This window comes from Chryseobacterium edaphi, from assembly GCF_025628985.1.
Taxonomy (GTDB): domain Bacteria; phylum Bacteroidota; class Bacteroidia; order Flavobacteriales; family Weeksellaceae; genus Chryseobacterium; species Chryseobacterium edaphi.
The window spans coordinates 309,583-332,495 of the sequence record NZ_JAOTEM010000004.1; the positions used below are offsets into that span (position 1 = coordinate 309,583).

Annotated in this window: 20 protein-coding genes; 2 read left to right on the plus strand and 18 right to left on the minus strand. The window is 31.0% G+C overall.

From position 1 onward, the window contains the following. Positions 1 to 75: 75 nt before the first annotated feature. Positions 76 to 840 carry an exodeoxyribonuclease III gene (locus NZ698_RS15875; RefSeq protein WP_263004179.1) on the plus strand — a complete coding sequence of 255 codons (765 nt, stop codon included), beginning with the start codon at positions 76 to 78 and terminating at the stop codon, positions 838 to 840. Positions 841 to 898: 58 nt separating this feature from the next. On the opposite strand, the gene NZ698_RS15880 is transcribed toward NZ698_RS15875, so the two are convergent. The 16 genes from NZ698_RS15880 to NZ698_RS15955 all read right to left on the minus strand — a co-directional run bounded on the left by NZ698_RS15880 (position 899) and on the right by NZ698_RS15955 (position 19,905). Next, on the minus strand, positions 899 to 1,270 hold the full coding sequence (locus tag NZ698_RS15880) for a septal ring lytic transglycosylase RlpA family protein (protein ID WP_263004180.1): 372 nt from the start codon (positions 1,268 to 1,270) through the stop codon (positions 899 to 901). Positions 1,271 to 1,770: 500 nt separating this feature from the next. Beyond that, positions 1,771 to 3,072, minus strand: a complete 1,302-nt coding sequence (gene rimO, locus NZ698_RS15885; RefSeq protein WP_263004181.1) for a 30S ribosomal protein S12 methylthiotransferase RimO — start codon at positions 3,070 to 3,072, stop codon at positions 1,771 to 1,773. Between the two features lie 141 nt (positions 3,073 to 3,213). After that, positions 3,214 to 4,602, minus strand: coding sequence for an exopolysaccharide biosynthesis polyprenyl glycosylphosphotransferase (locus NZ698_RS15890; RefSeq protein WP_263004182.1), 1,389 nt, complete (start codon positions 4,600 to 4,602; stop codon positions 3,214 to 3,216). An 80-nt stretch (positions 4,603 to 4,682) separates the two neighbouring features. After that, entirely contained in the window at positions 4,683 to 5,228 is a 546-nt protein-coding gene (gene rfbC / locus NZ698_RS15895) for a dTDP-4-dehydrorhamnose 3,5-epimerase (protein WP_263004183.1), read from the minus strand. 91 nt (positions 5,229 to 5,319) lie between these two features. Further along, positions 5,320 to 6,420, minus strand: coding sequence for a glycosyltransferase (locus NZ698_RS15900; RefSeq protein ID WP_263004184.1), 1,101 nt, complete (start codon positions 6,418 to 6,420; stop codon positions 5,320 to 5,322). Between the two features lie 10 nt (positions 6,421 to 6,430). After that, a complete protein-coding gene (locus NZ698_RS15905) occupies positions 6,431 to 7,735 on the minus strand; it encodes a GH39 family glycosyl hydrolase (RefSeq protein ID WP_263004185.1) in 1,305 nt (434 codons plus the stop codon). A gap of 22 nt (positions 7,736 to 7,757) precedes the next feature. Next, complete coding sequence (locus NZ698_RS15910) at positions 7,758 to 8,834, minus strand: glycosyltransferase family 4 protein (protein ID WP_263004186.1); 1,077 nt, start codon at positions 8,832 to 8,834, stop codon at positions 7,758 to 7,760. Between the two features lie 15 nt (positions 8,835 to 8,849). Next, a complete protein-coding gene (locus NZ698_RS15915) occupies positions 8,850 to 9,668 on the minus strand; it encodes an O-antigen ligase family protein (RefSeq protein WP_263004187.1) in 819 nt (272 codons plus the stop codon). 439 nt (positions 9,669 to 10,107) lie between these two features. Further along, complete coding sequence (locus tag NZ698_RS15920) at positions 10,108 to 11,202, minus strand: glycosyltransferase family 4 protein (protein WP_263004188.1); 1,095 nt, start codon at positions 11,200 to 11,202, stop codon at positions 10,108 to 10,110. Positions 11,203 to 11,260: 58 nt separating this feature from the next. Then, positions 11,261 to 12,493 carry a glycosyltransferase gene (locus tag NZ698_RS15925; protein ID WP_263004189.1) on the minus strand — a complete coding sequence of 411 codons (1,233 nt, stop codon included), beginning with the start codon at positions 12,491 to 12,493 and terminating at the stop codon, positions 11,261 to 11,263. A 3-nt stretch (positions 12,494 to 12,496) separates the two neighbouring features. Beyond that, positions 12,497 to 13,363 (minus strand): glycosyltransferase family protein, encoded by an 867-nt coding sequence (locus NZ698_RS15930; protein WP_263004190.1) that lies wholly within the window; start codon positions 13,361 to 13,363, stop codon positions 12,497 to 12,499. A gap of 19 nt (positions 13,364 to 13,382) precedes the next feature. Beyond that, positions 13,383 to 14,822 carry a lipopolysaccharide biosynthesis protein gene (locus NZ698_RS15935; protein ID WP_263004191.1) on the minus strand — a complete coding sequence of 480 codons (1,440 nt, stop codon included), beginning with the start codon at positions 14,820 to 14,822 and terminating at the stop codon, positions 13,383 to 13,385. A gap of 50 nt (positions 14,823 to 14,872) precedes the next feature. Then, the gene (locus tag NZ698_RS15940) at positions 14,873 to 17,224 is read right to left on the minus strand and encodes a GumC family protein (protein ID WP_263004192.1); all 2,352 of its coding nucleotides are present in this window, start codon (positions 17,222 to 17,224) and stop codon (positions 14,873 to 14,875) included. A gap of 173 nt (positions 17,225 to 17,397) precedes the next feature. Further along, positions 17,398 to 18,033, minus strand: a complete 636-nt coding sequence (locus NZ698_RS15945) for a DUF3575 domain-containing protein (protein ID WP_263004193.1) — start codon at positions 18,031 to 18,033, stop codon at positions 17,398 to 17,400. 15 nt (positions 18,034 to 18,048) lie between these two features. Beyond that, positions 18,049 to 18,618 (minus strand): sugar transferase, encoded by a 570-nt coding sequence (locus NZ698_RS15950; protein ID WP_368407663.1) that lies wholly within the window; start codon positions 18,616 to 18,618, stop codon positions 18,049 to 18,051. 138 nt (positions 18,619 to 18,756) lie between these two features. Then, positions 18,757 to 19,905: an aminotransferase class I/II-fold pyridoxal phosphate-dependent enzyme gene (locus tag NZ698_RS15955; RefSeq protein ID WP_263004194.1), complete on the minus strand. Its 1,149-nt coding sequence runs from the start codon at positions 19,903 to 19,905 to the stop codon at positions 18,757 to 18,759. A 91-nt stretch (positions 19,906 to 19,996) separates the two neighbouring features. Here NZ698_RS15955 and NZ698_RS15960 point away from each other — a divergent pair, with 91 nt between their 5' ends. Then, the gene (locus tag NZ698_RS15960; protein ID WP_263004195.1) at positions 19,997 to 21,055 is read left to right on the plus strand and encodes a ferredoxin--NADP reductase; all 1,059 of its coding nucleotides are present in this window, start codon (positions 19,997 to 19,999) and stop codon (positions 21,053 to 21,055) included. Between the two features lie 62 nt (positions 21,056 to 21,117). On the opposite strand, the gene NZ698_RS15965 is transcribed toward NZ698_RS15960, so the two are convergent. Then, positions 21,118 to 21,867: an SDR family NAD(P)-dependent oxidoreductase gene (locus NZ698_RS15965; RefSeq protein ID WP_263004196.1), complete on the minus strand. Its 750-nt coding sequence runs from the start codon at positions 21,865 to 21,867 to the stop codon at positions 21,118 to 21,120. Continuing rightward, positions 21,867 to 22,913, minus strand: coding sequence for a ketoacyl-ACP synthase III (locus NZ698_RS15970; RefSeq protein ID WP_263004197.1), 1,047 nt, complete (start codon positions 22,911 to 22,913; stop codon positions 21,867 to 21,869). Before NZ698_RS15970 ends, NZ698_RS15965 begins: the two co-directional genes overlap by 1 nt.

Here is a 22,913-nt window from a genome sequence, read left to right on the forward strand (position 1 = left end):
TTCATAGTTTATTATTTGGGATCGGCCGGAAAAAATCTAAGATTTATTCCGGCCGATTTTTTATATTTTTGAATCATGAAATTAATCACATACAACGTCAACGGAATCAGAGCTGCCTTTACAAAAGATTTTCTCGGCTGGCTGAAAACTGCCGATCCGGACATTATCTGTATACAGGAAAGTAAAGCGGGAAACGATCAGATAGACATCGAGAGTCTTAAAAAAATAGGTTATCATAGTTATTGGCACTCAGCTGTGAAGAAAGGCTATAGTGGTGTCGGAATCGCTTCCAAAATAAAACCTCATCATGTAGAATACGGTTGCGGAATTGAAAGCTATGATAATGAAGGAAGAATCATTCGTGCAGATTTTGATGACTATTCTGTTATTTCTGTTTACGTTCCGTCCGCTTCCAATATTGAAAGGTTAGATTTTAAAATGCAGTTTTGTCATGACTTTTTAGAATATATTAAAAATTTAAAGAAAGAAATTCCAAATCTTATTATTTCGGGGGATTTTAATATTTGTCATGAGGCTATCGACATTCATAATCCGGTTGGTTTAAAAAACACTTCAGGCTTTTTACCGATGGAAAGAGAATGGATGACCAACTTCATCAACGAATGCGAATTGATTGACAGTTTTAGATTCTTTAATGATCAACCGAATAATTACACTTGGTGGAGCTACAGACAAAATGCAAGAGCCAATAATAAAGGATGGAGACTGGATTATAATTTTGCTTCGTATTCTTTGAAAGATAAACTCTCACGAGCGGTTATATTGAAGGAAGCAGTGCATTCTGATCATTGTCCTGCATTGATTGAAGTAAACATCTAAAAACATTAAAGCCAGCTGAATCAGCTGGCTTTATTTAATTTTAAGAATCGTATTAAATTTAATCGACAATTTCGTACTCTACAGGGATAATACCTTTTTGTGTTCCCCCGATTTCATCGAACGCAGCTTTAGACATATCTAATGCTCTTGATGAATGAAAAGGCCCTCTATCATTAATCGTTACAATCACCTCTTCTCCATTGTTCAGATTGGTTACCTTAATTTCGGTTCCAAAAGGAAGCGTTCTGTGCGCTGCGGTTAGTTTAGAATTATTAAAAACTTCTCCGCTTGCTGTTTTTTTACCATTAAACTTGTCGTGGTAATACGACGCATAACTTGTTTTCTTCGCATCTTCGGCATTATTCTTGAAAGAATAAACACCTAGTGTTGAAATCATCATTATGATTACGAGAATGAATCTTTTCATCATTTTGAATTATTTTATTGTTTGACAGGGCAAAAGTATACTGAAACTTTTTACTCACCTATTTTAAATGTTAACAAATCTTAATTAAAAGTTAAATTTATCTTAAACGATTCCGTAACTTCCTATTATCAGGGGATTTAAGTGACTATGTTAAAAAACGTTAAAAAAAATAACAAAAAGTTAACGGAATTAACTGCTTTAAGGTCAATTAAACGACGATTTTATTTTTAAAGTATTGATTATCAAATTATTGAAAATGCCAAATTTTACTAAAATCTTACTTTATTTTCTCTGAAATCCTTCAATTATATTTAGTAAAATAGGATTACAGTATTTAAATAAAAGCATAGTTAGATAATTAATCTTCTAATCTTAAACTTCACATCTCCAAAGCAACTTTGGAAGTATCTGTTTAACATGAACAAATTTCTATGTTATTTAATTGTAACTAATTAAATCAAAAAAACCAATGACTGAATCATTGGTTTTCATTTAGTTTTATCTTAAACAAGTTCGCCGTACAAATCAAATTCCTCTGCGGAGGTGATTTTTACGTTGGAAAATTCGCCAATTGAAATATAAGTATTGTCTGCGGCAACCAAAACCGTATTGTCTACATCAGGAGAATCATATTCTGTTCTTCCTATAAAGTAATTCCCTTCTTTTCTGTCGAAAATGCATTTGTAAACTTCACCAATTTTCGTTTGATTTTTCTCCCACGAAATCTGAGATTGAAGTTCCATAATCTCCTCTACTCTGGCTTCTTTCACTTCCTGAGGAATATCGTCCTCTAAAACGTAAGCTCCTGTATTTTCTTCATGAGAATAGGTAAAGCACCCCAATCTGTCAAATTTCTGTTCTTTTACCCATTCTTTAAGCTCCTGAAATCTCTCTTCAGTTTCTCCCGGATAACCGACAATTAAAGTGGTTCTGATGGCCATATCCGGAACTTTTTCTCTGAACTTATCTAATAGAGCGTTAGTTTTTTCGTGTGTTGTCCCACGTTTCATCGATTTCAATAAATCTGAATTGATATGCTGAAGTGGTATATCTATATAGTTACAAACTTTCGGCTCTTCTCTGATTATGTCTAAAACATCTTCCGGGAAGCCGCTTGGGAAAGCATAATGAAGACGAATCCATTCGATTCCTTCTACTTTCACCAGTTCTTGTAGAAGTTCAGCCAATGCTCTCTTCTTATATATATCTAAACCATAGTAAGTCAAATCCTGAGCAATTAAGATTAATTCTTTAACCCCAACTTTTGCCAATTTTTGAGCTTCTTTCACTAATTTTTCAATCGGTGTAGAAACGTGACCGCCTCTCATCAAAGGAATTGCACAAAACGAACAAGGTCTGTCACAACCTTCTGAAATTTTCAAATAAGCATAATGTTTCGGTGTGGTTGTCAATCGCTCCCCAACCAATTCATGTTTATAATCTGCACCTAAATGTTTTAGCAAAATAGGCAGATCCCTCGTTCCGAAATACTGATCAACATCTGGAATTTCCTTAATTAAATCCGGCTTGTATCTCTCAGAAAGACATCCTGTAACGAAAACTTTCTCAACTTCTCCTCTATTTTTCGCATCAACATATTCAAGAATGGTATTGATGGACTCCTCTTTTGCGTTATCAATAAATCCGCAGGTATTGATTACCACAATATCTCCTCTGTCTTCATGCACCACCTCTTTGCCGTTGGCTTTAAGCTGGCTCATCAAAACTTCTGAATCGTAAACGTTCTTGGAACAACCAAGCGTTACAATATTTATTTTTTTCTTTCCTACAGATTTTGTACGCATCTTTCTATTTTGAGTGTGCAAAGATACAAAATATAACTCTGTATCATAAACATATAAAAACCACTTAAAAATAAGTGGTTATGAGTTTAATTTTTAAAAATTGAATAAATAAAACTAAGTGTATTGACTCAATCTAAATTTTCAATAAGCCTGTTCGTCACCTTTTACTATATTATAAAGAGTAAGAAATATGATTTTAAGATCTAGGAAAAAAGACCAATTCTGGATGTACCAAATATCTTTTTCCACTCTTTTTTCCATATCAGTATGAGTAAATATTTCTCCTCTAGAGCCCATCACTTGAGCCCATCCTGTAATTCCGGGTTTGACAATGTGTCTTGTCATGTATTTTTTAGTGATTTTAGAGTACATCTCTGTTTGGGAAATCATATGTGGTCTAGGACCAACAATTGACATATCTCCAAGAAAAACATTAATAAACTGAGGTAATTCATCGATACTTGTTTTTCTCATGAATGCACCAAATTTTGTTACTCTTGGATCGTTTTTCGTTGTAATTTTCAGATCAGCGTTTTTATTGACAGCCATACTTCTGAATTTAATACAGTGAAATGTTTCATTATTAAGTCCCGATCTCTTTTGCAAAAAAAATACCGATGTGCCACTTTCTAACTTAATTATAAGTGCTACAACTGGAATGAGCCATGATAAAATAAATATCATAACAAAAAGTGAAAAACAAATATCGAATGCACGCTTCAAAATTTGTTTTTTAGGATTTGATAACGGTTCTCTTAATAGCTTAAGAAAAGGAATTTCATGGATAACGTCTAAATAATTTGGTCCAAGATTTATATATTTGAAATTAGGAACCATATAAATCCTAATCATTTTATGTTCTGCAACATCAACAATTTGTTTATATAATCCAACATCTATATTATCATCGCAAAAGATGATGCTGCTAATTTTAGTTTTTTCTAAATCTTCAAATAGTTTATCAATATTACCTAAATATTTATTTTTTATTTCTTTGCAGTTAGGTGTATACGTACCTTTGATACCAATAGATCTTCTCAGATTATCATTGGATAACAATGAGGTGGAGATGTCGTTTTCACCAATGAGTACTGTACTGGGAATAATAGATTTTCGTCCCAACTTAACTCTATTTTTTTTGCGATACAAAAATAGAAGAAATCGTGCGAAAGTCATTGCAAAACCAACTAAAAGAAAGTACCATATCATATTTCTATAGTCGATTTTTACAGAAAATATCAGATTTAGGTAAATCAGAGAAGTAAGAATTAGCAGAACAAAAGATTTTGTCAACGCATTAAAATGTAGTGATGACTCTTTGATCTTTAAACTTTTATATGGCTTTGTTATAATTGTTATAACCAACCAAGAAATATTGAGCAAAATAAAATGAGCCCTGTAATCCTGCGCAAAATCGCTACCATTAAATTCGAAAAAATATAATTTACCGACAATAAAAAAAATATTGATAATGATATAATCACTTATCAAAAAGATTTTGGGTAAATGTTTTAAAAAATAAACTAACATACATCCAGCAGTTATAGTTTTAACCCTAAAATACTGTTGATCAGTATTTATTGAATCAAGACTTTTAAATTTCTAAAGTATTAAAAATTTTTCAAAGAAAAAGCCGGCTGTATACTGTCTTTATCGGAAAGTATAATATCTTCCAAGGGAATTTGCCAATCTATATTTAGCTCCGTATCATTCCACAAAACACCTCCTTCCGAATCTTTATTATAGAAATTATCACATTTATACGAAAATACAGCAGTTTTACTGAGCACAGAAAAGCCGTGACCAAAACCTCTAGGAACATACAATTGTAACTTATTTTCTCCAGTAAGCTCTATAGTAAATGATTTACCAAAAGTTGGTGAGTCTTCCCTCAGATCAACAGCAACATCAAGAACTTTTCCTTCAATACAAGAAACAAGTTTTGCTTGAGCATAATTTCCTTTTTGCAAATGCAAACCTCTTAATACACCATAAGATGATTTCGATATATTGTCCTGTACGAAATGACCGTTCATTCCCGTCAACTGTTCAAATTTCTGTTCGTTGAATTTTTCGTAAAAATATCCTCTACCGTCTTCAAAGACGTTAGGCTCAATAATATAACAATCCTTTAGAGGAGTTTCTTTTATCATCATAAGTTCTAGACCTTATTTTAACGCTGAATCAGCTTTTAAAAATATTTGAATTTGCTGCAAATATAAAGATTAGTATTGCACAAACAAACTTTCACTTTGGTACTTTTTTATAAATATCAATGAGCTTCAGAAAATTATTAGTTTTATTGTATTCTTTGAATGCTTTTTTATAAGAATGCTCACCCATCTCTCTTAAATTTGTGTGCTCAAGAAAATATTTTATCTTTTCTATTGCCTCATCTGTCGTATTATAAACAAATCCGTTGTAACCATCTTCTACAGTATCTTTATTACCAATAACATTGCTTACCAAGAGTGGCTTTTGCATTGCCATAGCTTCAAGAATTGCAATTGGAAGACCTTCCCATAAAGAAACTTGTATATATAAATCTAATGAATTAATTTTCTGCAATAATTCCTCCCTAGTTCTTATCCAACCAGTAACCTTTATATTTTTTGAAGTTATTTCATTAATCAGTTCGCCATTACCAATCCAGACAAAATCAATATTAGGTAATTTTGAGGCAATTTCATTGAAAGCTTTTGGATTTTTCTGAGGAGTTAATCTTCCTACAGTACCAATTTTAAAGCGTTTGTTCTCGGTATAATTGTGTATTTTATCTGGCATCTCAAAATCAATCCCATTTTCAATAAGCTTGGTTTTCCCAATTTTCTTTGCAATCTCAAATTCCGTTTTTCCAGATGCAATGATAGTACCACCGTGTAAAAAAGGCATTATACTTTCAATCATTTTATATAGAGAAACTTTTGCTTTCGAGATATTTTGCTGGACGAATGAAAATCCGTGAGGAGAATAATACACATTTGCTTTTTTAACGATTCCTAAAGACGCTAATCTACCTATAACTCCTGCTTTAGCAGAATGAAGATGAATAATGTCAGGCTTTATTTTTTTAAGAATTTTTCGTGTTTCTTTAACTACAACCTGATCTTTCTTTAGATTGATTTGTCGTTGCATATCCAATTCGTAAAGAAAAACATCAGGATGAATTTCTTTCTGAAATATTTCTTTATCAAGTTCAACTCGATTGGGGCTATAGATCAAGTGTATTTCGCAATTGATCTCTGACTGATGGGTAACAAGAAAATTGCTCAAATCTTTTACATAAGTGTATACACCACCGCCAAAAGCTTCAACCAACTGAACAATAATATATTTTTTCTTTTCCAATCTAAAAAAATTAGTTTTTTGATATTACTAAATAATATAAATTTTTAGCTTTTAAGTTTTTCAAAACTAAAGATATACTTTTATTTTTTAGTAATATCTTGCCTTGAGATATTAAATAAGGCTTTTCAAGTGCTGCCGATTCTTTATTGGTTATTTCATATAATTTAAATGACTTATTTTGAAATTGTTTTGCATCGTCAATGTTTTTTAGAAAAACCTTAAAAGTTCCATAATTTTTATCTGATAGATTGCCCATTAATAAACAAAAATTATTATCCTTATTAATATAGGAATTTGAAATAAATTCTTTGCTATCTGTTTTTGAAACAAGTCTCTTTTCGAGACTTTCTGCATAATATTTATATAGCCACCAAGAAGCCCTTGGCTTCCCATCTGCATTCAGTATTCCATCCATAGAATTGTTCCAGCAACTATTTTCTCCTTTATTTGCGGGATTATCCCAGCAAGCTTTGCAACCGCCAAAAGCATTGCTTTCTTCCAACGAGTTTAAATATGCAAATGCTGTCAGAGGATTAAACTGCTCGTCTAAACCAACTATTTCAGGAATATAAATTTGTTTTACTCCCAACTTCGGATACTTTTTCAGCAATTCTCTTGCTTCCTTTATATTTTCTTTAAGCCTTATCGCATCTTGTTGATTTCCTAAGTCATGCCAATTTAAAATATCTAGTTGGATGTTATTCTTATTGCAGTAATCTAAAAAAGCTAACAAATATTCTTTATCATATGCACTGATAGAAGGTCCCGTAATCTTGGCATTTTTACCGTCTACTGAATTTCTGAGCGCATCGTGGGCAACTTTGAATGTTTTAAAAAATTCTTCTCTTGTTCCACCCCAAACTTCTTTACTATTGGGTTCGTTCCAAACATCAAAAACTACCTTATTTCCCAATTCCTTATATAAACTGCTTACAAGTTGTGTAAATGGTTTTCCATTATCAGACGGACGAATCCAACCTCCTTTTTCTTTGTACCAATGTTCTTCATCATAGATATCACTCAATACAATAATTGGAACAATATTTTTTTTTAAAAGTAAATCGACTTGTATTTTTCTTTTAGGTGTATGTTCTTTGAGTTTTGCTCCAAATCTCCAATATTTTGGTTTTAATATTGAAATGTTATTTTGCAACTGTTCCAATTCATTAAAATGTAAAAAACCTGCTACAGATTGTTTTTTTTTGCTTTTTACAGATAGATCGACAGTAATTGTATTTGTAGACAGATTTTGACAATTAGTATTGCTATAACATATGATTATAAAAATTAAATAAATCCATTTTATCTTTTGCATAATAGTCCGTTTTATATCTATTTTAAGAAATATTAAATCTAATGTTTTCGACCAATATTTTTACAGAATTGTCCCAATTAAATTTTTTAATGTTCTCTAATCCTTTTTCCACTAATTGATTTTTTACATCAAGATTATCAAAGAAAAATAGTATTTTCTCAGATAATTGTGTCTCTGAAAAAGGGTCAAAGTACAATACAGAATCACCTAAAACTTCAGGCATACTTGCTTTTTCTGAGGCAATGACAGGACATCCGCAAGCTTGTGCCTCTAATGGAGGAATACCAAAGCCTTCATAAAAAGATGGGAATACAAATAATGCAGCATTTTGGTACAACTTTACTAATTCATCATCATCAACCCTTCCTAAAAAATCAACTCTGTTCTTTTGTTTCAGACTTTCAATGTCCAATTCTATATTATTGAATGATTTAATTTCTGATCCTCCTACAATATATAAATTTACATTTTTTATATTATCCTTTATTTTGTTAAATGAGTCAATTAAACCCTGAAAGTTTTTATGAAAATTCCTCGAAGATACGGCTAAGATGTAATCAGTGGCTAAAGAATCTTTAAGAGCTGAAAACTTGAACTTTTCTTGATCTACACCGTTATAAATTACAACAAATTTCTCTTTCGGAATTTTAAAATAATTTGAAATTTCAGATTTCGAAAATTCACTTACAGTAATAATTTTTTTAGAATTTTTAAGCATTAACGGTATAATTATCTTATAAAGTCCTACAAATTTTTTTGAAAAACTTTCCGGATATCTTATATAAGTAATATCATGGTGCGTAACAATTTGATTTTTGTAAAATACAGGTGCTGTACTGCAAAGACTTAATAGTAGAGGGTTCTTATTTTGTTTCAGGTACAATGGCAAATCTATTTGCTCCCAAAGATGTCCTTTAAAATGACCTATCCTCTTAGCACCTAATTCTTCGGCTAAGTCCTCATGAATAATATCTTTTGGCGATAGAAATTCAACATCAATACTTGACTGGGTTCTAAGACGTTTTGATAATTCTATGGCAAAACGTTGAACCCCAGTAATCGATTGAGTCAAAAAACGGGCATTTATAAAAATTTTCATTTCATCATTTATTTATTACTCGTCTTCGTCCATTTCTATTTTTGTGTTTAATAATTCCCATTTATCAATATCAAGGATTGCTGCTAAAATAACCCATGTAATAAAAACAGCCGTTGGCTCTTGCAAAATAGGAAAAATAGCAGAATATCCCATCCAAGGAATTATAAAAAACATAAGATATTTATTATCTGTACTAAAAATAATTTTTTTAAACAGTAGAATAATCATAAAGATTCCTACTAATCCAAAGCAGACAATAAGAGATAGCCATGAGTTTTCAAAATCATACCAATCTTCGGCTCGAGGAGAAAAATATCTACCCGAAATACCTATTAAAAAATGTTCTTTTGCCTTGTTGATGCCATCCAATAATAATAAGATTCTTAATTCATCTGACAATGTTTCATTATTATGATTTGTATTCTGACCAGAAACAAAATTCCTTAAAATAACAATTGCAGATATAACAATGATGGCAAAAAAATTATTAAGCTTAAATTTATGAAGTCCAAATTTCACATAAAAATATACTCCGACGGTAACAACCGTTAAGAATATACCTGCTCTTGAATTGCAGTAGAAGATAGAAATGAGCATTAAGATCGAAAAGATAATCCTGGTAATTTTTTTAAAGTTGTTATTGATCAAAATAAATATTGCAATAAACCACGAATATTGACTGAAAGCCATGGGACTTACAAAACCAAATCGGGCACGAACCGAATCATCTCTAAGAAAAAAACCTCCAGTACCTTCTTCTGATCTAATTTCAAAGAACATAGAATCTTTTTTAGGAATTTCGTATAAAAAAACAAATAAAAATCCTATTATCATGATAAACATTAGAATCCGAAGATCAGTCTTAAATTTTTCAACGGTAATGTATCTAAAATACAAATATATCGGAGGACCCATTAAAAACCATGTCAAAAATTCCATGTAATTGTACCCCTGCGAGATTTGAAACAATATTATCAGAAGTATTGAAACAAAATACCAAACAAAAAATCTATTCTTAATAAAAACGTTAATCCCAATTAATGTAAAAAATATGTAAAGAGCATCTTTCCATAGAGAAGTTCCGATAAACTTTGAAATCAGCGGATACATCGGAAAGAAGATGAAATAAAAACGTAACATAAAAAGATACACACCATTACAGTAATGCTCTTGTACAGAGACGTCTACTTCTTCATTTTCTAGTGATATCGAATTCATATTTTTTTTTTTGGAAAAATGTATTATCAAAACTCGCCTTATTATTTCTTTAAAATCAAAATCGTTTAATAAAATTTATAAGCTTCGGCATCATAATCTGAGGATTTTTAATTTCCTTTTTCAAAATTATATTATTTAAATATTTCAATACATTATTTTTGAAATCTTCTGCGTTATAAGGATTTATATAAGATACCATATCAGTATCTCCTGCAATATCTCCTGCTTCTTTGAGTTCCACTATATCAGATGTTATAACAGGCGTACCTGAAAGTAATGCTTCCCTTACAGGAATTCCAAAACCTTCATAAATAGATGGAAAAACAAATACCTTTGCACCTGCATATAACAAAGGAAGATCTGTTTCGCTAACATAGCCTAACGCATTTATACTATCAGAATGTTTGTTTATAAAATTTTGAATTTCGCTGTCCTTCCATCCCTTCATCCCTACGATGATCAGTTTTACATTATTTATCTTTTTCTGCTCTACTAATTCTATAAAGTTTTTTAATACAAAAACTAAATTTTTTCTCGGTTCAAGATTGCCTACAAACAGAATATAGTCATTTTTAATATCATATTTCTGCAATAACTGATTTATTTCAGCAGAAGATCTTAATTTATAATTATCTGAAACAGGTGGATTTATAATTTCATCTGATTCTTTTTTAAAATAATAGAAAAGTTTATCTGATGTTCCTATACTATTTGAAATTATAAAATCTGCGCTCAAAATATCTTTTCTAAAATAAAGCAAATGAGTTAAATAATGCATTTTACCCATTGTCTTTGGCACTAATTTAGCATTGAGATCATGTACTATCGCAATTTTTCTCACTCGATCTTCTAAACTGGGAAAAAATCCCGTTGTTGAAATAAAGACATCGATATTATCTTTTTTAATGTATTTTCCTGCCAAAAATTTCAGCCAAACCTTACCCGGCATTTTATGTTGAAAATGATCGTAAAATTCTCTCCTATGTATTTTCAGAACCAGTTTCTCGGATAATCCGATTTTTTGATTTGAGTAGGCGTACAATTCAGCATCCGGAATATTTTTTAAAATCTCCTCAAGGACATTAATTACATATTTTCCGATTCCACTTGGTCTTACTTGCAGTGGAAAAGCATCAAAACCTATTCTCATATTATACGCTTTAAAATTTATATTCCAATTTTGAAACAAAAAATTTATTCTAATTAAATTATTTATTAATTAGGAAATCATGACTTTCTAATCTAGTTTTCATTCTTACGTATTTTATGATGAAAAAGTAACGTTCTATACCAAATATGAATATAAAAATCTTTACTAATCCATTAAATATTTTATCGATTACAGATACATTTACCTTTTTATCTTTAACAATTCCAAGATTATAATCTGCTTTATTATTTTTTAAAACTAGCTTTTTTGTTTTAAGAATTTGATAAAATAAATTTTCTGTTACAAATGGATTAAAATCGGCTACATTATTCTCAATATATACTCTAAACAATCTCCTGTGAAGTGGTATAACAACATCTCCGTTGTCAAAATTATTAAAGGAATATTTTAGTTTTGAAAAAAAATCGTAGTTGTTACCATTTACCAAATCAGAATATGAATTGATAATCGGGATAAAAGACGGGAAAACATCTATATTAAATTTTGGGTGTCTTCTATTGATTACAATTCTATTATAAGGATCAAAACCAGAAAAATGAAAAAATAAAAGCGGATAAAGTTCTTTAGTTCGAAGGTCTTCAATAATGTAATTATTATTTTCTATCTTAAGCTCTCTTTCATGTAAATTCCAGATTGCGATATTGATTCCCGGATGATGAGAAATAAGTATATCATTTGGGAAAAAACCTGGTAAAAAATCAATCCATCTTTGGTCAACGTGAAGTGCATCTTCTTTGTCAGCAAAACACTTATCAAAAAGTCTGTTTTGCCACCAATCTACAATTTGTCTCCCAATATGGTTATTTTTTAGAGCTCCAAATCCTAAATTGTAAATTCCTACAAATAACAGTTCTTCCTCTGTAACCGCACCTGTGTATTTTTTTTCGATATGATTGTAATGGGGAGTAATCACCATTGAATGTTTATCTAAAGAATCAAAGATACTGGAGAGACTGTCTGTGACAAAAATATCCGGATCAAGATAAATAATCTTCTCATACCCTTCGTTAAATAATTTGTTGAAACAAAATGGTTTTATAGATGTTGAGAACTCTATAACATTGTATTTAAAAGCCATATTACGCCAATCTTGTATCCAGCTGTCATCTAACGTTACAATATTCAGATCAGATATTTCGTCTGATTTTTCGTCAGCAAGAAATATAAATATCTCGACATCTGGATTGTGTTTTAAAACAGATGCTTTAAGTGTAAGCGCCTGTGCAAGATAATTTTTGGCACAAATTGTAAAAATTGATTTCGTACTCATTGATTACTTACTTTTAGAATTAACATCATAAAAACCTGATCTCCCAACTAAAAAATGAAAGAACCCTATAAATATTGCTTTTAATTTGATTGCTTTTTCATTTTCAGCTATAATTATTTTTATGATCCTAAAAATCAAATGGTCTTTTAAAAATGTAATTTTATACTGTGTAGAGAATAGAGTAGGATACATTTTCCAAATCTTCAATTGATTGCGAATAATAAAATATGTTCTGAATGGTGAATAATTATTAATTGAGAAGCCAAATTTTGTCTTTTGAATATATCCAACTACATGATTTAGCAAAACATCCGAAAAAACAATTGTTTTTAAGTTATTTAATTTTTTTATTCTGTAGCAGTATTCATAATCTACCGCATCAATAAACAAATCATCTCTAAAACAATTTGTTTTAGAAAAATTTGAAATTTTAAAAACTGATCCTGATGTAATGGTGTCTGAAACATCTAATATCTCTGAACTGACAGGATAAAGAGATTTACCTGACTGCAAGGGATTTATTCCATAGACACCTATATTATCTGATTCATTTTCAACAATTTTAGTTTTATATTTTTGAAGCATTCCTTCATCAAAATAACTGTCCTGATCCATCGTTAATATATGACTGTAACCATTTTTTTCAGCAATGATAATTGACTGGTTTATAGCAGTTGCTATACCTACGTTTTTGCAGTCTCCTGCAATAATTATTTTATTAAAGTTGTTTATGATTTTTTGACATTCATCTGAAATAAATGAATTTCGCCAAACAATAATTGCTTCAGTATCTGTATTAAATACAGGTAAAGATTTTAATAAAGTCTCTTTATCTGGATGATATAAAATAATAATTGTGCAGAGTCTCATAGCAATCAGAGTTAAATTATTATTGTAGATACTTATTTTTTGTCAGGATGAGAAAAAATATTAATCCTGAAGATAACATATTCAAAAACAAGAAAACATATATATAATCTGGAAAAATTCTACACAATAAGACGAACAAAATATTCAATACTACAAAGGATAATGTTTCTATCTTGATTTTAAAAAATAACTGCGCTGTATTTCTGAAATCTAAAGATTTAATTAAATACCAAGACCCAACTATCACCACAATCATCCATGTAAAGACAATTCCGTATCCTCCTAAAATACTTCCTAAAAAATATCCCAAAGCAATATTGATAATAGCCATAATTAATTGAGAGATAATAATAGGATTCAGTTTATTAAATGAAAGTAAAGCAAAATAAGTTGGTGCGGACAGCAAATTTATAAACATGCAGACAGATACCACTAACAATACGTTGATAAAAATTGGCTCATCATGTCCGATCCAAACTTTTGAAACTATCGGCGACAAAATGTTTAAAAATGATAGAGATAGGAGCGAGATAAAAAAAACACTTGCAAAACTTAAACTCAAAACCGAAAACTTTTTCTTATTTTCTGTTGCAACACTTTCTTTTACCATAAGTGGCATTAAACTTTGATTGGCACTTACAATTACACCACGAATCTGCATCACTAATTTGCTGGCCATTTCATAGTATCCGGTAAATGCTAAACCTCCAAATTTTGACATTAGCATTTTGGTTACAGGTTCATTTAAAATTCCTGTGATAGATGTTAATTGAAATTGAATTCCATAGCTGAATATTTCTTTAAATATGACTTTGTTCCAATTCCATTTAAAAGGATTAAATTTCACTAATCTTGTTGCAAATATAATGCATAATATAAGAGTGAGTGAAGATTGAAATACTTGTGACCATATTACTCCAATGATACCATACTTTTTAACACTCAATATTGTAAAAAAGAGAAATAATAATGATGAGAATGAAAAAATGGAATTCCGAATATAGTTTTTTCTAAATCCGTCCAAGAGTGAACCATATACACCCGCTAATGAATTTAGTAAAACACAAAGGAGAGAAAACGGCAATAATTGGCGAGCAGTAGTCACATAGTTTTCTTCTACAATATTTCCCAAAATCAAATATGCAATTGGCCATATAATTAAACAAATAGGAATAAATATTAACATGTTTAATACTACACCAGTAAAAATTAACTGAGGAATTCTTTTCAGATTATTTTTATGCTCATACAAACTCACAAACCGTACCATTGAGGTAGCAATACCTAGATCTGCAATATTTGCAATGGAAGAAGCCGACATAACAACTGACCAAACTCCTAATAATTTTACTCCTAATTTTTCTAGTAAAAATCTATATAGAAAATAGTACATTATTCCTATCAGCGCAACTTGCCCTCCAGAAGTCAGAACATTTGTAATTGTCTTTTTGTTTTTCATTAATGATTTGTGCTCTTTATTAAAAGATAATATTTTGACATATTATCAGCTTAATGCCACCTTTTTACTTTATCAAACCATCTTTTTTCCTCAACCTTATAACCGTAACCATATTTATTTCCATATCCAAAATTTGTTTTGTGAACATCATTAAGTATAAATCCTACATTTTTGATTTTTTGAGATTCTACGTTCTTATTCGCAAATGCAATAAAATCTTTTTCTGTTACTTCAGATCTGGTTACATAAATCGTTGCATCTGCAAATCCTGAAATCAGGAATGAATCAGTCACTAACATTAATGGTGCTGTATCCAATATGATGTATTGGTATTTATTTTTTAATGATTCTAATAATACTGCATATTTACCGTTTTGTAAAAGATCTGCTGGATTTGGAGGAATGCTACCCGAATATATAAAATCACAATTTGGATTAATTTCACTTGGGTGGATTATCTCATTTATATTCTCTATATCCCCATATAGATATTCAGTAAGACCTTTTGAGTCTTTCATTGAAGGATTATATCTTTGCAATTGTGGATTTCTAATATCTGATCCTATAACCAAAACTTTTTTCTGTAATGATGCTAAAGCCAAAGCGAGATTCACAGAAACAAATGTTTTCCCTTCTCCTTTTACAGTAGAAGTTATAAAAATCACATTAGCTTTATCCTTTTTGGATATCATGAAATTCATATTAGTAACCAAAATCCTGAACGATTCTGCTAATGGAGTAACATCATTCAATCTTACCAAATCGCTTTCTTTACTTGATATTCGGGGGATTTCTGCCAATAAAGGAACAGATGTTAGCTTTTCGAGATCTTGCTTATCAATTAATTTGCTGTTTAGAATCGTTTTTAAGTAAAAATATACAAATGGTATAAGTATACCTATTACAATAGCAATAAGTAAAACAAGGAGTTTCTGTGGAGCAACCGGTTTTTTAAATACAAATGCTTTATCTATCACTCTTGCTTTTTCAGAAACAATTTCCATGCTGATAGCCGCTTCTTCTCTTTTCTGTAGAAGTAATAAATAAAGGTTTTCCTTTATTTGCTGCTGTCTTTCAATACTTCTAAAAAGTTTCTCCTGTGCAGGTATCTTACCAATCATTTGTTGAGAACTTCCCAACTGGCTTTCAACTTTTCTTTTTGCCAGTTCTAGAGAAGTTACATTTCTCTGTAAAGATTGTGTGAGCGAAGATTTTATTTCTTCGATCTGATTATTGGCAGTTCTTACAAGCGGGTTATCTGGAGTTGCATCCTGCAAATACTTATTTCGCTGTAAAACAAGTGCATTATATTGTTGGATTGCATTTCCAGCTGCCTCGTTTTCCAAACCAATATTTAGGGGTAAAACATCACCAGTTCCTTTTCGGCTCAGTGTATTTTGTAACATCTTTGTAATTTCCAACTGAGTTCCTATTTCTAGTATTGCAGCTTTACTTTGTTCTTTCAACTGAAGATTCATACCTGCTTCCGTACGTAAATCTACGATGCTATTACTTGATTTGAATCCCTCTTTCTGAGTTTCAACATCCCCTAACTCTTTAGAGATCAAAGTAATTCTATTATCTACAAAATCCTTAGTTCTTTTAGATTCAATATTTTTATCATTGATAGCATAAACATTATACTGCCTTACCAAACTGTTAAGAAAATCTTTTGCTTTGGCTTTATTTTGAAAATCTACAGAAAGGCTGATTATCGTACCATCTTTATCCAGCAAATCAACTTTCAACGCATCTTGAAATTGATTCACAGCACTTTCAAAATCACTAAAATTAAAATATATTTCTGATATCTCAGTTTTTTTCGGAGCTTTAAATTCGGGGTTTTTACGAATCATTATCATCGCAAAAGGTAAATTTATCGTTTTATCAAAAGCAGTTGAAATTTCTTTATTCCATTCTTCAGAGGATAATGTAACTTGATTATTCTTTGATTTGATAAAAATTGGTTTTTTAGGTAAATCATCAACGTTTTTCTCCTGAATAACATTAATTATATAAGGACTTGTTGTTCCATAAAGTTCTAAACTCTTTAATGTCTGTTTAGCATATATCGGAGTTTGAAAATTATGTTCTCTGACAACATCTTCTACAATAGATTTAGATTCAAAAACGCCTATTTCATTTTCAATGCTATTGGTTCCCATTCCACTCAAGCCACCTAAACTCTGAAGCATACCCACATCCCCACCACCAGGAGAAATCTTTTTTGCATCTTTAATTAAAACAGAAGTTTGAGCTTTAAAAATTTGAGGAGTAGATTTGATATAATAAACCGCTAAAATCAGCATTAGGAAAACCATTCCCACAAAATATTTCCATTTTTTCAAATAGGGTGTTATAATCTCTTTAATATCAATTTCTTTATTATTTTTTTTATCCATTTGTTGGACTATATTTTGAAAATTATGATTTATTTTTAATATTTATTTAAACTTTGCAAATATATCTATTATTTATAAACTGCTAATGTTATTCTTAATATTTCTTGGTTTTTTAGTAATCACTGAAAATTCATTGTCAGGAATACGATTTTGAGAAAGAAAGTTAATAATGACTAATTTATCGTATAAGTTAGCATTACTCCTCCTCTCGTAGGAATAATTTCACCACTTTTGTTCCACTTTGCTGCAGCGTCGTAGCGTTCATTATTATCTTTAAAATACCCTCTATATATAGACTGACTGGTCCCTATACCTGCATAAACATCTAAACCGATCTTCTCATTGATTGTAAAATGGTAACCTCCACTTACTCCAATTACAATTGCTAATCCTTTTTGATACCTTTCTGTCACGCGTACGCTTCCGTCAGAAGAAAATTGAGGAGTTCCATCTTCATTTAACACTGTTTCAGCTTTTAAATAATTCCATTTTTGTAGATTATAAGCTGCAATACTTCCATAAGCACCGACATACCAACCCTTCATTACTTCTTTAAAATAATATCTTCCTTCTAATGTTCCCATGTATATTTGAAGATTTTTGCCAACAAAGGACTTCCAAGGTGATATAAAACCTTCGGCTTGTAAAGAAAAATTATTACTTAAAGATTTTTCTGCTGCGATATTAATCATTCCCAAAGGGAGAAAAGCTGCATTGACTTTTATCTCTGATTGGGCATTCATTTTCATAAAAATAGCGGTAGCCGTGAAAAACGTCATTTTAGAAAACAACTGCATTTTATATTTCATATATTTAGAACGGTCCTATTTTATTAAAACCGAAAATGTCTTAAGCAAAATCTGTGCATCTTTTATAAAAGAAAGCTGATGATAATAATTAAGATTCATTTTTACTTTCTCCGGAAAGAGAATTTCATCATTATATTGTAGTGTGTTTTCTTGCTTACTTAAAAGTTCTTCTTCATTTCTGAATTTGATTCCTGCTTCGCTCGTTAGTCCAGGCTTCAGTTGCAAAACCAAACGGTCTTCACCTTTCAACTCATCATAGTATCCGGAAATATCTGGTCTTGGTCCTACCAATGACATATCACCTTTCAAAACATTAAAAAGCTGTGGAAGCTCATCAAGTTTAGATTTTCTCATCCAACATCCTATTTTTGATTTTGTTGAATTTTCCGGATGATATGTCCTGAATTTATAAATGATAAAAATACGACCACCTATTCCTATTCTTTCCTGTCTGAAAATACCAGGAAAACCCGTGTCAAAAGAAGAAACTATCATTAAAATAAAAAAAACTGGGAGTAAAAAAATAACGGCTACGAAACTTAATCCGTAGTCCATCAATGCTTTCCACCAAGGATATTTTTTCACTTATGAATTATTGAGCTGCAAAGATAAGGAAAGTTGCTGATTGTCAATTTGAAGTTTATGTATATAAAGGTTGCGATTGAAATAAATAACTGTTTACTTAATGATAAGCAAGCAGTTATAAATGTATATTAAATTTAATTAAAACAAATTATTACTTTGAAAAAACGTTTTAATGACTATTTCAATTCTAGATCTGTCTTCATCTGAAAGATTAGATCCTGAAGGTAAACACAAACCATCATCAAATAATTTCTCCGCCACTTTTGTCCCGTAATATGGAGCTTCAGAAAATACTGGTTGCAAATGCATTGGCTTCCATAAAGGGCGTGACTCTATGTTGTCTTCAAGAAAGGCTAAACGTAAATCTTCTCTTGATTTGCCTGTTTTATTTTCATCAATTACAATTGCAGATAACCAATGATTAGAATAATAATCCTCTGTTGGTTCTGAAAACACTTCAACTCCGTCAACATCTCTGAAAATTTCCATGTAAAAATCATGCATTTTTCTACGGGCTTCAACTCTTTCATTTAAAACTTCCATCTGTCCACGACCAATTCCTGCAACAATATTACTCATACGATAATTGTAACCAATATGAGAATGCTGATAATGAGGAGCATTATCTCTCGCTTGTGTAGACAAAAACACGGCTTTATCTTTATCTTCCTGATTATGGCAAACTAACGCACCACCACCTGAAGTTGTGATAATTTTATTTCCGTTAAATGATAAAATCCCGAAACGTCCGAATGTTCCGCAAGCTTTGTTTTTATAAGTTGAGCCTAAGGCTTCTGCTGCATCTTCGATAACAGGAATTTCATGTTTTTCTGCGACAGCAGTAATTTCATCCATTTTAGCAGGCATTCCGTATAAATGAACAACGATAATTGCTTTTGGCTTTTTACCTTTTGAAGTTCTATCCAGGATTGCTTCTTCTAAAGCAACCGGACACATATTCCAGGTATCTTTTTCCGAGTCTATGAAAACCGGGATTGCTCCACAATAAGCAATTGGATTTGCAGATGCAGAGAATGTCATCGATTGGCAGATTACCTCATCACCATGTTCTACTCCACATTGAATAAGAGCCAAATGTAAAGCTGCTGTACCTGCAGAAAGCGCTCCCACTTTTACATCAGCATTTAAAAATGTTTCCAAATCTTTTTCGAAACCGTCTACATTCGGTCCTAATGGAGCCACCCAGTTTGCATCGAATGCTTCGTTTACATATTTAAGTTCAGTTCCACCCATGTGCGGTGAAGAAAGCCATATTTTTGTATTCATTATTTCAATTATTTCGCAAATTTAATATATCTCGAATAAAGTTATAAGGATTTTTGTAAATTTGTACATAATTATTTATTTACATCCAAAAATGCAGAAATTCTATTCTTTAATTGTAAAAGAAATTTCTAAAGAGACTTCCAAAGCTTATTCATTATCATTTGATATTCCATCAAACTTAGGAAATCTATTTACTTTTAAGGCGGGTCAATTCATTACAATTAGGTGCAATATTGATGGTAAAGAAATACGAAGGTGCTATTCGATCTCTTCTGCTCCAATAAATAATGGAACATTTCAAATCATTGTTAAATCTGTTCCAAACGGAATTTTCTCGAAATATGTTGAGGAAAATTTAAAAGCAGGAGATGTATTGGAGGTTTCTGAACCGGAAGGTAATTTTTGCTATGAACCGACAAATGAAAAATTAAAAACATTTGTTGCAATCGCTGCCGGAAGTGGAATAACCCCTATCTTTTCAATTATTCAATCGGTTCTTTCCTTCAGTAATGATCAAATCTTACTATTTTATGGGAATAAAAATGAAGAACAGACGATATTTAATAAAGAAATTGCAAAATTAACGGAAGATTTTGGAGATAGATTTAAAGTTATTAAATTTTTCACTCAAGAAGATATCAAGGGTTCTCATTTTGGGAGAATAAATCAAAAAGTTATTCTTGAAACGCTTCAAAATTATGATTTCTCAACGATTGAAAAGTTTTACGTCTGTGGTCCTGAAGATTTAATAAAAAACACAACAGAAACTTTTTTATCTCAAAGTATTAAGAAAGAAAATATTTTACACGAGCTTTTCTTTTCACCACAGACATTACTACAAAATAAAGCCGTTTCTTCTGAAAACGCAGGTAAAACTATCGTTAAACTCATTTTAGATGGTGAAGAAAAAACCGTTATAGTAGACAAAAATACATTGCTGTTGGATTCTATTGTAGATGCAGGTTTTGATATTCCTTATTCTTGCCAAAATGCAATTTGCAGTACTTGCTTGTGTGTGCTGACAAAAGGAGAGGTAAATATTGTAAAAAACGAAGTTCTTTCGGATGCTGAAATTGAAGAAGGTAAAATTGTCGTTTGCCAATCTTATCCTGTCTCAGATGTAATCGAGCTTAATTATGATATTATTTAATTAATAAACAAATATTTAAAAATAAAAAGCCTTACAAAATTAAAATTGTAAGGCTTTTTAAATTATATAATTGCAGTTCTACCTCCATCGAGGATAAGATCCTGACCTGTAATCCATTTACTAGCTTCCGATAAAAGGAAAACAATTGGCAAGGCAACATCTTCCGGCTCGCCATAACCTAGAGGATATTTTTTCTTGTCTTCGTTAATTACTTCCTCAGATAAAAAGCTGCTTGCATCCAAAGTAATCTGAGTATTTACCATTCCCGGAGCAACTGTATTCACTCTTATCTTCTTGAAAGCCAATTCATTAGCATATGTTTTTGCCATAATTCCTAATGCTGCTTTTGTAATTCCGTACAAACCATTCCCTTTCATTCCGTAAAGTCCTGATATTGAACTAACAAAAACAATAGATGCTGGTTTATTGAATTTTTTCTTTTTTAGTAAATGAGAAATAAAAACCAAAGCAGAATCTAGATTTACCGTTCTGATTTTGTTGTATAATTCTTCATTGAAAAACTGAATAGGATTATTTTCTACAATTCCTGCAGAATGTACAAAACCATCAATTTTTACATCTAAAGATTCTACAAGCTGCGGAATTGTCTCAAGTTGAGTAACATCCAGAAATTTTGAAGACGAATCCTTAATATCATTTTCATTAATAAACTGATCTAATTGATCTGTTTTTCTTCCTAAACCGATAAAGTTCCCTCCTGCATTAAAGATTTGTTTACAAACTTCAAAGCCTATTCCAGAAGTAGCACCAGTAACTAATACGGTCTTATTTTCGAGTGAAAATGCATTCATTAATATTCAATTAAATCGTTTATTATTCCTTTATCAAAGTTCATTCTTACTATACCGATACTTAACCCAACACCAAAACCACACATTACAACTTCGGTTTTTTCAAGATTTGTATTTTGTGTTGTCATTGTCATAGGAATTGTTGCAGAACTTGTATTACCATATTTATCCAAAGAATAAGGCACTTGTTCTGTTGTAAGCTTTATTTTTTTTCGGATCATATCGTTCATGAAACGGTTTGCCTGATGGAAATAAAAATATTTTACTTGCTCTTTATCAACTTGAAAATGTTCAATAAATTTTTTCAATTCCTGAGTTACTGTTCCAATTCCGAAAGAAAAAACATTAGTTCCATTCATATAAGTATTAATGCCCGAACGCTTATTTCCTTCCTTATCTTCTTTTAAAACTAAAGACTCTTCAGTAAAAGGTTTTCTATAGCCTCCTTCCGGCACAATAATATCTCCGAAGCCACTTCCGTCTGACCACAGGTTAAAGTCCATTTTACCACCTACAGAATATTCTAAAGCTGTAGCAGATCCTGCATCGCCAAATAATGGATAAGTAGCTTTATCTAATGGAGAGCATTGCTTACTCAAAGTATCTCCCACCAGAAGAAGTCCTTTTTTGAGTTGCCCATTCTGAATAAAATTTGATAAGATAGATAACCCGTAAACATAGCCACTACATCCAAGAGGCACATCGAAACAAATTGTACTTTTTGGAAGTCCTAATTTATCTTGAACGATAATTGATGTATTTGGTACAGGGAAATCAGGAGTTTGAGTCACCATAATCAAAACATCAATATCCTCTTTCTGCCAATTTAACTTTCGTAAAAGATTATTTGCAGCTTTTATGCATAGATCTGAAGTACAAGTATCACTGTCAACATGTCTTTTCTCAGCAATTCCTGTAACAGAAATAAACTTTTCTGCTTCCTCTCGTGTTGAAAACAAGTCGTTCTCCAGATTGTTAAAAATTTGGGTAGGGACTGCGGAGACAACTCCGGCGATTCGAACATTTTCAATTGAGAATAATGCCAT

Coding starts and splice junctions, on each gene's coding strand:
- NZ698_RS15955 (WP_263004194.1), bottom strand. CDS start 19,905: ATGAATACAAAAATATGGCTTTCTTCACCGCACATGGGTGGAACTGAA.
- NZ698_RS15875 (WP_263004179.1), top strand. CDS start 76: ATGAAATTAATCACATACAACGTCAACGGAATCAGAGCTGCCTTTACA.
- NZ698_RS15915 (WP_263004187.1), bottom strand. CDS start 9,668: ATGATAATAGGATTTTTATTTGTTTTTTTATACGAAATTCCTAAAAAA.
- NZ698_RS15965 (WP_263004196.1), bottom strand. CDS start 21,867: ATGAATGCATTTTCACTCGAAAATAAGACCGTATTAGTTACTGGTGCT.
- NZ698_RS15880 (WP_263004180.1), bottom strand. CDS start 1,270: ATGATGAAAAGATTCATTCTCGTAATCATAATGATGATTTCAACACTA.
- rfbC (WP_263004183.1), bottom strand. CDS start 5,228: ATGATGATAAAAGAAACTCCTCTAAAGGATTGTTATATTATTGAGCCT.
- NZ698_RS15945 (WP_263004193.1), bottom strand. CDS start 18,033: ATGAAATATAAAATGCAGTTGTTTTCTAAAATGACGTTTTTCACGGCT.
- NZ698_RS15920 (WP_263004188.1), bottom strand. CDS start 11,202: ATGAGAATAGGTTTTGATGCTTTTCCACTGCAAGTAAGACCAAGTGGA.
- NZ698_RS15970 (WP_263004197.1), bottom strand. CDS start 22,913: ATGGCATTATTCTCAATTGAAAATGTTCGAATCGCCGGAGTTGTCTCC.
- NZ698_RS15925 (WP_263004189.1), bottom strand. CDS start 12,493: ATGAGTACGAAATCAATTTTTACAATTTGTGCCAAAAATTATCTTGCA.
- rimO (WP_263004181.1), bottom strand. CDS start 3,072: ATGCGTACAAAATCTGTAGGAAAGAAAAAAATAAATATTGTAACGCTT.
- NZ698_RS15930 (WP_263004190.1), bottom strand. CDS start 13,363: ATGAGACTCTGCACAATTATTATTTTATATCATCCAGATAAAGAGACT.
- NZ698_RS15890 (WP_263004182.1), bottom strand. CDS start 4,602: ATGTTAGTTTATTTTTTAAAACATTTACCCAAAATCTTTTTGATAAGT.
- NZ698_RS15960 (WP_263004195.1), top strand. CDS start 19,997: ATGCAGAAATTCTATTCTTTAATTGTAAAAGAAATTTCTAAAGAGACT.
- NZ698_RS15935 (WP_263004191.1), bottom strand. CDS start 14,822: ATGAAAAACAAAAAGACAATTACAAATGTTCTGACTTCTGGAGGGCAA.
- NZ698_RS15910 (WP_263004186.1), bottom strand. CDS start 8,834: ATGAAAATTTTTATAAATGCCCGTTTTTTGACTCAATCGATTACTGGG.
- NZ698_RS15905 (WP_263004185.1), bottom strand. CDS start 7,735: ATGCAAAAGATAAAATGGATTTATTTAATTTTTATAATCATATGTTAT.
- NZ698_RS15940 (WP_263004192.1), bottom strand. CDS start 17,224: ATGGATAAAAAAAATAATAAAGAAATTGATATTAAAGAGATTATAACA.